At 71.6% G+C, this 13,605-nt stretch carries 9 protein-coding genes; 3 read left to right on the forward strand and 6 right to left on the reverse strand.

The window, feature by feature from the left end; translation table 11 throughout:
- Positions 1-133: 133 nt before the first annotated feature.
- Positions 134-1,081 carry a bifunctional riboflavin kinase/FAD synthetase gene (locus B446_RS26840; protein ID WP_020942568.1) on the forward strand — a complete coding sequence of 316 codons (948 nt, stop codon included), beginning with the start codon at positions 134-136 and terminating at the stop codon, positions 1,079-1,081.
- A 72-nt stretch (positions 1,082-1,153) separates the two neighbouring features.
- Here the strand turns inward: B446_RS26840 and B446_RS26845 are convergent, their stop codons facing one another.
- From B446_RS26845 to eccE, 3 genes are all read right to left on the reverse strand, one after another.
- Entirely contained in the window at positions 1,154-4,615 is a 3,462-nt protein-coding gene (locus B446_RS26845; protein ID WP_052352190.1) for an SCO5717 family growth-regulating ATPase, read from the reverse strand.
- A 329-nt stretch (positions 4,616-4,944) separates the two neighbouring features.
- Positions 4,945-5,685 (reverse strand): hypothetical protein, encoded by a 741-nt coding sequence (locus B446_RS26850; protein WP_043479177.1) that lies wholly within the window; start codon positions 5,683-5,685, stop codon positions 4,945-4,947.
- Between the two features lie 35 nt (positions 5,686-5,720).
- Positions 5,721-7,058, reverse strand: a complete 1,338-nt coding sequence (gene eccE, locus B446_RS26855; RefSeq protein ID WP_193384501.1) for a type VII secretion protein EccE — start codon at positions 7,056-7,058, stop codon at positions 5,721-5,723.
- A gap of 196 nt (positions 7,059-7,254) precedes the next feature.
- Here eccE and eccB point away from each other — a divergent pair, with 196 nt between their 5' ends.
- Both eccB and mycP read left to right on the forward strand, forming a co-directional pair.
- A complete protein-coding gene (gene eccB, locus B446_RS26860; RefSeq protein ID WP_020942572.1) occupies positions 7,255-8,784 on the forward strand; it encodes a type VII secretion protein EccB in 1,530 nt (509 codons plus the stop codon).
- Between the two features lie 11 nt (positions 8,785-8,795).
- Positions 8,796-10,058, forward strand: coding sequence for a type VII secretion-associated serine protease mycosin (gene mycP, locus B446_RS26865; protein ID WP_020942573.1), 1,263 nt, complete (start codon positions 8,796-8,798; stop codon positions 10,056-10,058).
- 126 nt (positions 10,059-10,184) lie between these two features.
- On the opposite strand, the gene B446_RS40430 is transcribed toward mycP, so the two are convergent.
- The 3 genes from B446_RS40430 to B446_RS26880 form a co-directional block, all read right to left on the reverse strand.
- The gene (locus B446_RS40430; protein ID WP_234967560.1) at positions 10,185-10,478 is read right to left on the reverse strand and encodes a hypothetical protein; all 294 of its coding nucleotides are present in this window, start codon (positions 10,476-10,478) and stop codon (positions 10,185-10,187) included.
- A 242-nt stretch (positions 10,479-10,720) separates the two neighbouring features.
- Positions 10,721-13,027: a hypothetical protein gene (locus tag B446_RS26875; RefSeq protein ID WP_020942575.1), complete on the reverse strand. Its 2,307-nt coding sequence runs from the start codon at positions 13,025-13,027 to the stop codon at positions 10,721-10,723.
- 11 nt (positions 13,028-13,038) lie between these two features.
- Positions 13,039-13,509 carry a hypothetical protein gene (locus B446_RS26880; RefSeq protein ID WP_020942576.1) on the reverse strand — a complete coding sequence of 157 codons (471 nt, stop codon included), beginning with the start codon at positions 13,507-13,509 and terminating at the stop codon, positions 13,039-13,041.
- Between the last annotated feature and the right edge of the window lie 96 nt (positions 13,510-13,605).

Below are 13,605 nucleotides of genomic sequence, written 5' to 3' on the forward strand. Positions count from 1 at the left end.
GGCCCGCGGGTGGGAACGTGCGCCCGGTCACAGCCTCCATGCCGATGCGGGCCCGAGGCACCCGGCATGGCACCCTTAGACCTGCACAACAGGTCAACGGTAGACACGGACACGGGTTCGAGGAGCGGTCACAGTGCAGCGCTGGCGTGGCTTGGAGGACATCCCCCAGGACTGGGGGCGCAGCGTCGTCACCATCGGTTCCTACGACGGCGTCCACCGCGGCCACCAGCTGATCATCAGGCACGCGGTCGACCGCGCGCGTGAGCTGGGCGTCCCGGCCGTCGTCGTCACCTTCGACCCGCACCCCAGCGAGGTCGTCCGCCCCGGCAGCCACCCGCCGCTGCTCGCCCCGCACCACCGCCGCGCCGAGCTGATGGCGGACCTGGGCGTCGACGCGGTCCTCGTCCTCCCCTTCACCACCGAGTTCTCGAAGCTGTCGCCCGCCGACTTCGTGGTCAAGGTCCTGGTCGACAAGCTGCACGCCAAGGCGGCCGTCGAGGGCCCGAACTTCCGCTTCGGCCACAAGGCCGCCGGTGACGTCGAGTTCCTCGCCGAACAGGGCAAGATCTACGACTTCGAGGTCGAGGTCGTCGACCTGTACGTCTCCGGCGAGGCGGGCGGCGGTCAGCCGTTCTCCTCCACGCTGACCCGGCGCCTGGTCACCGAGGGCGACGTGGCCGGCGCCCGGGAGATCCTGGGCCGCCCGCACCGCGTGGAGGGCGTGGTCGTCCGCGGCGCCCAGCGCGGCCGCGAACTGGGCTTCCCGACGGCCAACGTCGAGACGCTCCCGCACACCGCGATCCCCGCCGACGGCGTCTACGCGGGCTATCTGCACGCGCAGGGCGAGATCATGCCGGCCGCCATCTCGGTGGGCACCAACCCGCAGTTCGACGGCACCGAGCGCACGGTGGAGGCGTACGCCATCGACCGCGTCGGGCTCGACCTGTACGGCCTGCACGTCGCCGTCGACTTCCTCGCCTACGTGCGCGGCCAGGCCAAGTTCGAGTCGCTGGAGGCCCTGCTGGAGCAGATGGCCGAGGACGTGAAGCGCTGCCGGGAGATCGTCGCGTCGGAGGCGTGATCCTCCCGCGGTATCCGTGACACACGAGGGCGGCCGGTGCACTGCGCACCGGCCGCCCTCGGTCGTCCCGCCCTACTGCTGCGGGGGCCGGCCCTGGCCCTGCGGAGGCTGCTCGCCCTGGTGGGGCTGGGGCTGGGCCTGCGGGTACGGCTGGGGGTGCGGAACCTGAGCGGCCTGCTCCGGCTGCGGCTGGGGCTGCCCGGGCTGCGGGTGGCCGGGCTGCGGCGGATACGGCTGCCCGGGGGCGCCCTGCGCGTAGGGCTGCGGTGCCGGCTGCTGCCCCGGATAGGGCTGCACCGGCTGCGGCGGGTAGGGCTGCTGCGCCTGATGCGGCGGGTACGGCTGCCCGGCCTGGCCCTCCTGCGGCGGGTAGGGCTGCTGCCCCGGCGCGGGGTACGGCTGACCGGGGGCGGGCGCGGGCGGGTAGGGCTGGCCCGGCGCCTGCGGGTACGGCTGCCCGGGGGCCGGGGCCTGCGGGTACGGCTGACCGGGGGCCGGGGCCTGCGGGTAGGGCTGTCCGGGGGCCTGGCCGTACAACTGGTCCGGCATCGGCTGTCCGGGCATCTGGTGGCCCGGCATCGGTGGGGCGGCCACCGGCGGCGGGTTGCCGTCGTTGGTCCACAGGCCGTGCGCCTGCTGGTGCCGTACGAAGTCCTCGGCCACCATCGCGGCGAGGTTGAAGTACGCCTCCCGCACCTTCGGCCGCATCATGTCGAGGTCCACCTCGGCACCGGCGGCCAGGTGCTCGTCGAACGGCACCACGATCACGCCGCGGCAGCGTGTCTCGAAATGGGACACGATGTCGTCGACTTTGATCATCTTGCCGGTCTCACGGACCCCCGAGATGACGGTGATCGACCGCGAGACGAGATCCGCGTACCCGTGCGCAGACAGCCAGTCCAGCGTCGTGCTGGCGCTGCTCGCACCGTCGACGGACGGGGTGGAGATGATGATGAGCTGGTCGGCGAGGTCCAGCACCCCGCGCATCGCGCTGTAGAGCAGACCGGTGCCGGAGTCGGTGAGGATGACCGGGTACTGCCTGCCGAGCACGTCGATGGCGCGCCGGTAGTCCTCGTCGTTGAACGTGGTCGAGACGGCCGGGTCGACGTCGTTGGCGATGATCTCCAGACCGGAGGACGCCTGGGACGTGAACCGGCGGATGTCCATGTACGAGTTGAGGTACGGGATCGCCTGGACCAGGTCACGGATGGTCGCGCCGGTCTCCCGGCGCACCCGGCGGCCGAGCGTGCCGGCGTCCGGGTTGGCGTCGATGGCGAGGATCTTGTCCTGCCGCTCGGAGGCGAGCGTGGAGCCCAGGGCGGTGGTGGTGGTCGTCTTGCCGACGCCGCCCTTGAGGCTGATGACCGCTATCCGGTAGCAGGACAGCACCGGCGTGCGGATCAGCTCGAGCTTCCGCTGCCGCTCGGCCTCCTCCTTCTTCCCGCCCAGCTTGAAGCGGGACGACGCGGCGGTGGGCCGGCCGCTCTTGGCCTTCTGCTTGCGGTTGTTGAGCAGCCGGTCCGAGGACAGCTCCACGGCCGCGGTGTAACCCAGCGGCGCGGCACCCGGGTTGGTCGGCTGCCGCTGGTCGTGCTGGATGGGCTGTGGCCAGGAGGCACCGGCCCGCGGGTCGACCGCCTGCGGCTGAGCGGCCTGCTGCGGCACCTGTCCCGGCTCGCCACCCTGCGGGGGCGCACCTTCCTGTCCGGGCTGCGGGAAGCCGTAACCGCCAGGCCGCGCGACCGAGTCGGGCGAACCGGGCTGCTGCGGGAAGCCGTAGCCACCGGGGGGAGTGGGCCCGGTGGGCCCGCCGGGTGCGGCGGACCGCTGCTCGGACTGGGGGAAGCCGTAACCGCCCGGCTGGGCCGGGGGGTTGGGCGCGCTGGGCTGCTGCGGGAAGCCGTGACCACTCGGCGGGATGGCCCCGTTCGGAACCGGCTGCTGCCCCTGCTGCGGGAAGCCGTAACCGCCGGGGGGAGTGGGACCTGGCTGCTGCGCGGCGGCCGACGGCTGTCCGGGCACCGGGCCGGGCACGCCCGGCTGGTTCCAGGCGGCGGGCGCGGGCTGCGGAGCCTGCGGCTGGAACGGCTGCTGCGGCCCGGCCACACCCTCGGGCCCCTGCCCTGCGGTGGGCTGCGGCTGACCGGGGACGGGCCCCGGCTGCTGCGGCGCGGGCTGCGCGGGCCACTGGGCCGCCGGGGCGGGAGCGGCGGGCTGGTACGACGGCGGCAGCGGCGGCAGCCCGCCCTGCGGCGAGGACGGCGGCGGCGCCCAGCCGGGCGGAGCACCCTGGGGCTGGGGCTGGGGCTGGGGCTGCGGCTGCTGCCCGGGTGCGGGAGGTGCGACGGGCGGGGCGCCCTGGTCGGCAGCGGCGCTGTCGGATGCGGTGTGCTCGGGCGTGCTGTTGCGCGCGCCGGCGTCCGTGGACTGCGGCGCGAGGGGCGCGCCGTCGGAAGACGGGATGTCAGGGGACTCGGCGTCGAGGCCCTCGGCGTCGGCGTCGGCGGACTCGGCGTCGGTGGGCTCGACGGGCTCGGCGGAGGCGGCGGCCGTACCGTCGGCCTGCGGCGAAGCGAGACCGGCGCCCTCGGCGTCACCGGCGTCCCCGGCCTCGGACGTGTCCCCGGCCGGACGGCCCTCGTCGGCCTCGTCCTCGGCCTTGGCGTCGACCCGGGCCGGGTCGGTGGCCGTGCCGTCCTGGTCACCGCTGCCCTCGGCCTCGGCCGCAGCCGTACCGGGCTCGCCGTCCCCGGCGTCATCCGCAGAGGAGGCCTCGGCCGGAGCCTCACCCGCGGACACGACGCTGTCGCCGCCCCCTTCGCCGTCCCCTCCGCCAGAACCCCCGGCGGGACTCTCGTCGGCACCGCCGGACGTCTCACCGGCCGCCGCGCGCTCGGCGATCTCGGCCATCTCACGCTTCAGGGCGACGGCGGAGAACCGCATGGTCGCCCCGCTCTCCAGGTCCCCGTTGTCCGGCTCAGGGGCCGGTACGGGCGCCGCGGCAGCGGCCGGAGCCTCCGGCTGCGCCGGCTGCTGGGACTGCTGTGACTGCTGGGGCTCGAACCCTTCGGGCAGCCTCGGCATCGGCACCGGATTCCCGGCCGGGGGCACGGGCACGGGCGGAGCGTACGGAGCACCGGCGGCAGGAGCGGGAGCGGCGTAGGGAGCACCGGTGGGCGGAGCGTAGGGCGCACCGGGCCCGGGCGCGGGCGGTGCGGGAGGAGCCGGCGGGGTGTACGGAGGATAGGGAGCCCCGGACGCCGCCGTACCGGCGGCCGGCGTCGCGTGCGGCGGCGGGGGAACCGCGCCGCCCCCGGCAGCCGCGCCGCCCCCGGGGCCGGCCGGCCCCGCGCCGCCGGAGGTGCCGCCTCCTCCCGCCCCCGTGGACGCGCTCTGCGCGTTCTGCGTGTACCAGGCGGGCGGGGCGTAGTCGATGGTGAACTCGCCCGTGGTCTCGATGGCCGACTCCGCGTCGGGCTGGTCATCGTCGGGTGTGGCCCAGCCCCCGCGGATCCCGTCCCGATCGCTGCTCACAGTTCCTCCTGGTGTGGTCGAGCACCCTCATGGCGTGCCGGGGCGACCATGTCGTGTCGTTCAAGTCGTCCGTGGTCGTTCGAGGCGGTCCGTACCACCGGCCCTCCCCGTGGGACGACGCCTGGTCCACGGGTTCGGCATCGCGCCCGCACCCAGCCTAATCACCAGAAGGCACACCTCGGCAGGCCCGCCCGCCCCTCAGCTCGCGCGGACCGGCCCGAGCCGTGGCCGAACCACGGGCAAACCGAGGGGAATCCACCTACGCGCGGCACACGGACGCCACATGGGCGACACAAGGGGGCCGGGCAAAGGGGACGGGCGGGGGCGGTTCAGTCCATCCGGCGGGGTGTGCCCAACAATCCGATCTCGGCGTCGGTGGGTTGGGTCATCACGTACTGCCGGTCACGGTCGGTGCACCACAGTGTGACGCCGTCGGGCAGGCCCGGCAGCGACTCGACCTCGGTGCGCGAAAGCCCCATGGTGCGCCCGAGTTCGGCGGCCTCGTCGGGCGATACCCGCTGGATGCCGGTGAGCCGGGCCTGCCGCAGCAACCGGGGCGCTACGGGACTGAGATACGGCAGCAGCGTCAGCACCGACTGCCAGGGCCCCGACACCACCCGCCCGCGCGGCGGGCGCATGCCGCAGTCCCGCACCACCAGAACGGGCGTGCCCGCCGAGGCGCCCTGCGGGGGCACCCGCCCCACCTCGTACACGGCGAGGCCGTTCTGCCCGCCGCCCATGGCGTGCACCATCTGCATCCACGCCTGCGGCCGACCGGTCTCCACGGCCACCCGCGCCCCCGTGGCCGCCGTACGCAACGCCAGCACCTGGGCCGTCCACAGACCACCGATGAGCACGACGTCGTACGGCGTGGGCCGGTTGATCCCCAGCACCGCCGGCTGCCCCTCGGCATCCACCCCCGCGACCACACCGTCGTCCCCGATGGGGAGGGCGAGCGTGTCCAACTGCTGCAGCGGCAGCCCGTGTCGGCCGTGCCGGGGGCCGATCAGCCCGAGCCCGTGCCGCAGCCGCTCACCCATCCGCCGCATCCCGGAGGCCGTCGGCCGCATCGCGTCCTGACCGGACGTCGTCGTCGGGACGGTCGTCACCGCGCACCTCCCAGGGGCAGCGTGGCGAGCATGCCGGGAAGCTGCTCGCGGTCGAGCCGGGCGAGAACGGCCCCGGCCTGCCGTGCCGCGCCCTCCAGGGCACGCCGCGCGGCGACGAGTTCGTCGTCGCTGCGGCCGGTCACCCGCAGGTGCCCGCACAGCGACGCCTCCTGCCGCTCGCCCTGCGCGAGCGTCAGGCTGAACGTGGTGGCCAGCGCCGGTACGGCGGTCACCCGGGCCACGAACTGGGGCAGCGACTCGCCCCGTTCACCGCCCAGCTGGGGCCAGCGCCTCACCCAGTACGTCGTGTGGCGCCGGTTGTCGCACCGCCAGCTGCGCCCGGACTCCTCCGTGCGCCGCTCGCGCGTCTCACTGCGCCCGGCCTCGGCGGTGACCAGCGGGTTGGCGCAGGCCGAGGTGGCGAGGGCGGCGATCAGCTCCTCCTCGTCGAGCACCCGGGCACGGAACCCGGCCCCGGTCAGCCGGCTGGCCAGATGGTCCGCCACCCGCACGACACACTTCTGTGCCCCGGTCAGGCCGCCCCCGCGCGCCGCCACGGCCTCGGCGCACAGCTCGGGGTCCAGCTTCAGCGCGATCCAGGTGATGCGCACCGCGGGCGACCCCGTCTGCTCCTGGAGCGGCTGGTAGTTGGCGACGGCCACGGACTGCTGGGGAAGATGCAGCGCGGGCGCCGGCTGCGTGTGCAGCACGATCTGCGCCGACTCCAGCCGGATGCCGTCCACTTCGAGGGCGTCCCGCACCAGCCCGAGCGGCAGCGGCTGCCGGGTGCGCTCCGCGCGCAACGCCGTCGCGTCGGCCTCCACCTGAAGGACGGCGGTGACGAAGGTGCCGTCCCCGACGATCCCGACCGGCCGCCGGTCACGCCCCCCGTAGGAGTGGGTCCGCAGTGCGGGCTCGCACTCGAGGGCTGGGACCAGAGCAGGCTCCGTGCCGGGAGGTATCGGCGTGCTCGCCGCACGGCGGCGACGCGCCTTCAACTCCCGTGCCGTACTCAGCCACTCGGGCAGCGAACGGCCCCGCCGCCGGACGAAGGCCACCAGGAGCAGAGCGAGAGCGACGACCGCGGCCGGAACCAGCGCCATCGGCCCGACGAGCCAGCCGACGAGCAGCAGGGCGGCGGCGATCTCCACCAGCACCAGCCGTTGCAAACGGAACGAACCGGCGTGCCCCGGGCGGGACCTGAGGCCGAGTGCGACCGGTTGCCGGGGCGTTCCCTGCCGGGAGGCCGCTCCGGCCGGCACCGGGGCGGACGCATCAGCCCGGCCCCGCCCCACCGACCGGCCACGCGATCGCGACCGCGTTCCGGAAGCCATCACTCCATCCCCCCGATTTGCTCACAACTCGCTGGAACCAGGCGCCTGCACCGACCCTGGAGGGCCCAGGTACCCTACCCGCTCCACAGGACCCGCCCCGTACCAGGCATAGTAGGGGCCGGGTCCGACAACGGAGGGCGGGGGAGCGGGTTCCCCCGGAGCGCTCCGCGTGAGACACGGGGAGAAACGGGCACAGATGGCATCTCGGCGGGACCAACTCAACGCCTACACCTTCGCGAAGCGACGCATGCTGGCGTCCTTCGTCCAGTCGTCGCCGGACACCTCGGACGAAGGGGCGCCGCGGCCGCTGCGCGCCGTCCTGCCCGGAGCGATCGTGGGCGTGGTCGTCCTCGCGGCCTTCGGAGCCTGGGGCATGTTCAAACCGACGGCCCCGCAGGGCTGGGACACTCCGGCGACCAAGGTGATCATCGCCAGCAAGTCCACGACCCGGTACGTGGTGCTGAAGACGAAGGGCAAGGCCGAGCTGCACCCGGTCCTCAACATGGCTTCGGCCAAGCTCGTCCTCAACGGCCAGAGCGACGTCGACGTCGTCACCGTCGACGAGTCGATCCTCGACAACGGCACGATCCCGCACGGGGTCACCATCGGCATCCCCTACGCCCCCGACCGGCTGCCGTCCGCGTCGGAGGCCGGCGCGGACCACACATGGGCCGTCTGCGAACGCCCCAGCGGCAGCGGCAGCTCCATCCAGAAGGCCGCGTTCGTCCTGGCCGAGCGCGACCGGAAGAAGACCGAGAAGCCCGGTCAGAAGCTGCACGGCGGTGAACTCCTCTACGTCACCACTGTGTCGGACGGCAAGCAGTACGTGGTCGACGCACACGGCACCGCGTACCCGGTGGACGCGTCCGACAGCCACCTGGTGGAGACGCTCGTGGGCTCGGACCGCAAGCCGCAGCAGGTGACCAGCCAGTGGATCGACACCCTGCACCCGGGGGACCCGATCAGGTTCCCGCGGATCGAGGGCGTCCCGAACGCCGCCGCGAACGCACCGGGCGAGCTGGGCGACGCCAACCGGGTCGGCATGGTCCTCCGCGCACCCGTCAACGGCCATGAGCAGTACTTCGTGGTCCTGCCCGGCCGGGTCGCCCCCGTGAGCGACTTCGTCGCCCAGCTCCTGCTGGCCGACACGAATCTCGTGAAGGTCGGACAGGCCGGCCACTTCCGGGAGGTCAGCGCGGGCGCCATCAGCCGGGACAAGCCGTTCGCCTCCCAGTACAACTGGCCGACCCAGGAGCCCACCGCGGTCAACGACGCCTCCACCGCCACCGGCAGCAGGAACACGGTGTGCAACGTCCTGCACCACGTGGACCCCCGCAACGGGGACACCACACTGACCACGTGGGCGGGCAAGGACTTCCCCGCAGAGCTGGCCACCGACTCCTCCAGCGCGTACGTCACCCCGGGCTCGGGTCAGCTCTACCGGCAGTTCCAGGGCAGGGAGACGGGGGTGGGCCCGGTCTTCCTGGTCACCGACACCGGACTGCGGTACGCCCTGCAGTCCAACGCCGACAGCGCCAGCGAGAACGAGGGCATCGGCATGACCGCCAAGCAGCGCCGGCAGATGCAGACGGAGGCCAAGCTGGCGCAGACCCGCCTCGGCTACGCCGACGTGAGGACGACCCCCGTCCCCGCCCCGTGGTCGAAGTTCCTGCCGACGGGACCGCGGCTGTCGACGGCGGGCGCGAGCCAGCCGCAGGGTTCGTGAGGGGTACGCCGATGCGGTCCACACCGAGCACCCGTACCAGCCTGGCGTCGGCGCTGGCCGTCACCGCGTGCCTGCTCGCGGCTCCCGCGGCCGCGGCGGACCCGGTCACCGACCAGTGCACCTTCTCCAGGACGAACCACAAGTACAGCGGCACGCCCTGGTCGTTGCAGCGCGTCAACCTGGACGAGTTGTGGACCCAGTCGAAGGGCAAAGGCGTGAAGGTGGCCGTGATCGACACGGGCGTCGACACGGCCAACCCGCAGCTGACCCACGCGGTCGACGCCTCCCGGGGTGCCAACTACCTGCCCGCCAAGGACGGCAAGGGTCAGCCGATCGAGCGCGGCAACAAGCAGGGCACGACCGACACGGTGGGCCACGGCACCCGCGTCGCCGGCATCATCGCGGCCCGCCCCATGAAGGGCACCGGCTTCGTCGGACTCGCCCCCGAGGCCACGATCATCCCGATCAAGCAGAACGACGCCGAGGGCCACGGCACGTCGGGCACCCTGGCCACGGCGATCAACCACGCCGTCGCGGCCGGGGCCCAGGTCATCAACATCTCCCAGGACACGGCGAACGCCGTGGCACCCGGCGGCCCCTTGCAGAACGCGGTCGACGAGGCGCTGAGGCACAAGGTCGTCGTGGTCGCCTCGGCGGGCAACGACGGCATCGACGGCAACTCCAAGCGGACCTACCCGGCCTCCTACCCGGGCGTCCTCGCCGTCGCCGCCTCGGACCGCAACAACGAGAAGGCACCCTTCTCCCAGGCCGGGGACTGGGTGGGCGTCGCCGCACCGGGCGTCGACATGATCTCGACGGTGCCCAAGGGCGGCCACTGCTCCGACAACGGCACGAGCTTCTCCGCACCGTACGTGGCCGGTGTGGCCGCGCTGATCAAGGCCAAGCACCCTCGGTGGACGGCTCAGGAGGTGACCGCCCAGATCGAGCAGACGGCGGAACGCTCCATCACCGGCCACGACCGTCTGGTCGGCTGGGGCGTGGTGGACCCGGTCCGCGCCCTCACCGAGGACGACCACCCGATCGAGACCCCCCACGCCGACCCGGGCCTCACCCACGTGGAGGCCCCCACCCCGGCCAGACTCACCCTCGGCGAAACACCCCAGGAGCGCATCGCCCGCATCGCCACCTACGTGGCCGTGGGCGTGGCGGTCCTGGTGGCGGCCATCGGCGGCGGTGCGGTGGCACTGCGGGACGCGCGGCGCAGGCGCGGTGGCCGGGCGAGCACAGGGTCATGGACGCGCCGACCGAGTTGATCCGGTCAGCGACACACGTCGGATCGCTCGACCGCCGCGGTGTTTACGTGGCGATCGACTTCTTCATGGATGTGGTGTCCTCCTCAAGAGTCATGCCCCGGGCGAAGGAGGGAGGAGGCGCCTTCGTCACGACGCCGCGTGACATGGATGCTGTTTCCTCAACGACGCCGTATAGCCCGTGATCAGATCCTTCACAGCTGATTCGTTCCGTCGTGCCGGCTCCAGGATCTTGACGAGCGTGCTGATGTCTTCCTGCTGCACATCAGACCCTCGACACTTCACCAACGACACCGCGGCACGATCGGCGTATGCGATCGAGTCGCCCTCCGCGGACTTCTGCTGCTGGATCGAGAGCCGGCTCCGCAGAATGTGACCCGCCGAGTCCCCCATGCTGATGCGCTCGCTGCTGACGATGAGCACCGAGTCTCCGTCGACCCTGATGTCGCAGAGTGCGGCCCCATCGTCCGAACTCCCCCTCTGCTGAGCGGTGAGGCGCTTGCCGGACGCCGGCAGGAGGCGAGCGAGGGCCCCGGTAGGGACAGGCACTCCGCACAGTGCCCCCGGGACCGCGAATTCCCGCTTCGGCTTCTCCGAAGCGCAACCGGCCACCGCGACGGCGGCGAGGAAGAGGCAAACACCACGGCGGGCATACGATGCCGCGTTCAATGGCCACTCTCCGATTTCCACTGGGCGCCGTCCGAGTGACTGTGGCCGGCAGAAGTGCGTGCGGCTCGCCTCAAGTCGTCGGCGGTGTCAGGATCGATGGTGTTGTTCTTCGTCAGAGCGTGATCGACCGCGGCGCCGGCCGAGTCCAGTGCCGCGGTACGCCCGTTGGTGTACTCCTCGCCCGCCTCTGTCTCGGCCTCGCTCGTCGTGTCCTGTTCGATGCTCTTCATGATGGACTCCTGGATGTCTTCCGAGGCCCACTCCAGAGGAGCACCGGCGATGGGAACGCGCTCGCCGACTTTCTCGATGCCCATGCCCAGGATTCGATTCACCCATTTCTGCTTCTCCGCCGCAGCGTCGTTGAACTCCGTGTCGGAAGCAGTGTGGTAGTGGTAGATCGCATGCGCCCGGGCGTCACTCATGATGCCGGCGATCGCGGAACCGGGAGCAACGGCCGCGCCGACACGTCCGTCCATGGACGCAGTCGAATGGCTCGAGCCGTTGATGACGTGGTCCACGACATCCGTGGTGTAGGCCTGCTGAGCGGTCGTGATGGCCGAATAGGCGTCAGGATCCTGTCCCACCTCGCCCAGGAAGCGGGCGACATGGTTCGGGTCGAGGTCGGCTGCGGACCCGAACGTCGGGAACAGATCGCTGCCGGAGTCTTCCTGGTACATGGCTTGCTGGAAGTCACCCATGTACTCGGCGGTGATGTCCCCCAGGCTTCCGCGCAAGGCGTACAAGGGGCCGCTCTCCTCGTCCTCCAGGTCCCCGTTCTCGTTGTGCCGGATGAGTTCCGGGTCGCCTCCGAACTTGTCGACGATCTCACTGACCAGGTGCGCCTGCGCGTCGGTGTGCTTGATCGCGTCGGCCGTGGCGTCGCTGTCGTACGGTCGGCCGGTGGTCGCGGACTCCAGTGCGTGGCCCAGAGCCTCCGGGCCGAAGGTCAGGGCCGCCTTGGTCTTGTCCTCGTCGGCCAGGACGTTCGCGGCATTGGTGTCGATCGTCCACTCGAAGTCCTTGTCGGTGAACAGATCGAGATACGAGGTGAAGCCCGGGTCGCCCCCCTTCTTCACCGTGCCGTCTTCGTTGTAGGCGGTCGGAGGGGTGGTGAAGAACTTCTGTGAGGCCTCCGGACTGTGCCCCAGAGCCTCGAGGACGCTGTTCAAGGGGTCGTTTCCGGAACCGAGCCTGCCGGAGGGGTTGAAGCCGTAGGCGTCCGGGCTGCCGGCCGGCTTGTTCGACAGGAAGAAGTACGGGTCCTTCTTGTGGAGCTGGGTGATGTGCTCCGCGATCGGGTTGATGAACCGTGGGTCGTAGTCGCCGTACCGCAGTAGCCCGCCGAGCACCTGGTAGCCGTACGGCTTGTTCCACTGTCCCTTCTCCCAGCCGATCTGCTGGGTGCCGAGGCGCCGGAAGTCCGCGCTCCACGTGTCGGGCAGATGGTGCGCGTGGTCCGGGTCCGTGGCGTTGGCGAGGGTGTACCCCATCACCTTCTGGAGGTCCCGCACTTCGTCGAGCCGGGTCTTGGTCGCACCGGCGTCGGTGCCGTCGATCGACATCTCGGCGTAGAACTGCAGCGTCTTCTCCGGCCCACCGAGCCCCTGGTAGAACTCGGTGGCGAACTCGCCATCCTTCTCGGCCGAGTTGAAGCGCAGCAACTCATTGAGCTCCCGCAGTTCGGCGTCGGACATCTTCTTGCCCTTGTGCGCCAGCTCCAGAGCGCGCTCGACCTCGGCGTCGTTCAGGGACTCGTACGTGCTGTGGCCCGCGTTGTGGCGGTCGTTCCCATGGCTCTTCGCCAACGCCCGCGCGACCGACGCGTCGATTTCGTCGGCATGGGCCAGGATCCGGTTGATCCGGTCCTCCAGCGCCTGCCTGCCGTCGAGCTGTTCCTGGGTGCGTTCGTCGGTGTCGCCCCGGACATGGGGAAAGAAGCAGCGCACCTTGCCGCCGCCGATGTCCTCGACGCGGATGCCCTGCGACACGGCGTCGTTCTGGACTGCCGCCTTCATCTGGTTCTGCAGCGAGAGGAGTTCGGTGTGCCCGTCGTCGAGGACCTGGTAGATGCTGTTCGCCTCGGCGTGGAGGTCCGAGACCTCCTTGGCCGTCTTCGTGACGAACTCCCGGGTGACCGTCGCGTTCACACCGGCCCACCGGGCGGAGTCCGACTTCGCCTGCATCCCCGTGCGGGCGCTCTCCGCCGACTTCTTGAGACCTTCGACGGCCTTCTTCCAGTCGGAGACCGCGGTGGCGAGCTTGCCGAGGTCGACCTCGATGAGGTCCGTGAAGGTGAGTGCCATCAGAGCCCCTCCTACTTGAAGTACTCGTCGAGCTGCGACACGGACACGGTCGAACCATCACTCCCACGGAGGACGGCGCCGATCTTGGCGTCGTCCTCCGCATGCCGCTTCTGTGTGTAGTCCAGGTGGTCGGAAATGTGGGCGCAGGCCTGCAGCACGGAGTTCACCTGCGAGGACCACACCTCCACCGTGGTCGCGAGGGCGCCGCCCGTCTGGAACCCGTGCGACTTCAGCGTCGTCGCGGCCTGCGGCGTCGCGCCGCCGCCCGGGCCGGCGGCGATGTCGGCCTGGCTCTTGACGTCGTGGTACAGGAGGTTGGCCTCGTGTCCCACGGCACCCAGATCGTCCTGGTTGACCACAAGGTCCCCGCCTGCGCCTGCGCCTGCGCCTCCGCCGTCCGCCGGCAGCTGGTTGAGTCGCATACGGGTCGACTGCTGCTCAGCGGCGTGTGCCTTGAGTTGCTCCCACTCGTCCCAGGCCATGGACGAACCCTCCCCCGTGCGGATGTTCCGGTGCCGGGTCAAGTTAGCAACCCGCTGCAGGAAAAATCTGCCCCATGCCGTTGATGCGCCACTTGC

This window comes from Streptomyces collinus Tu 365, assembly GCF_000444875.1.
Taxonomy (GTDB): Bacteria; Actinomycetota; Actinomycetes; order Streptomycetales; family Streptomycetaceae; genus Streptomyces; species Streptomyces collinus_A.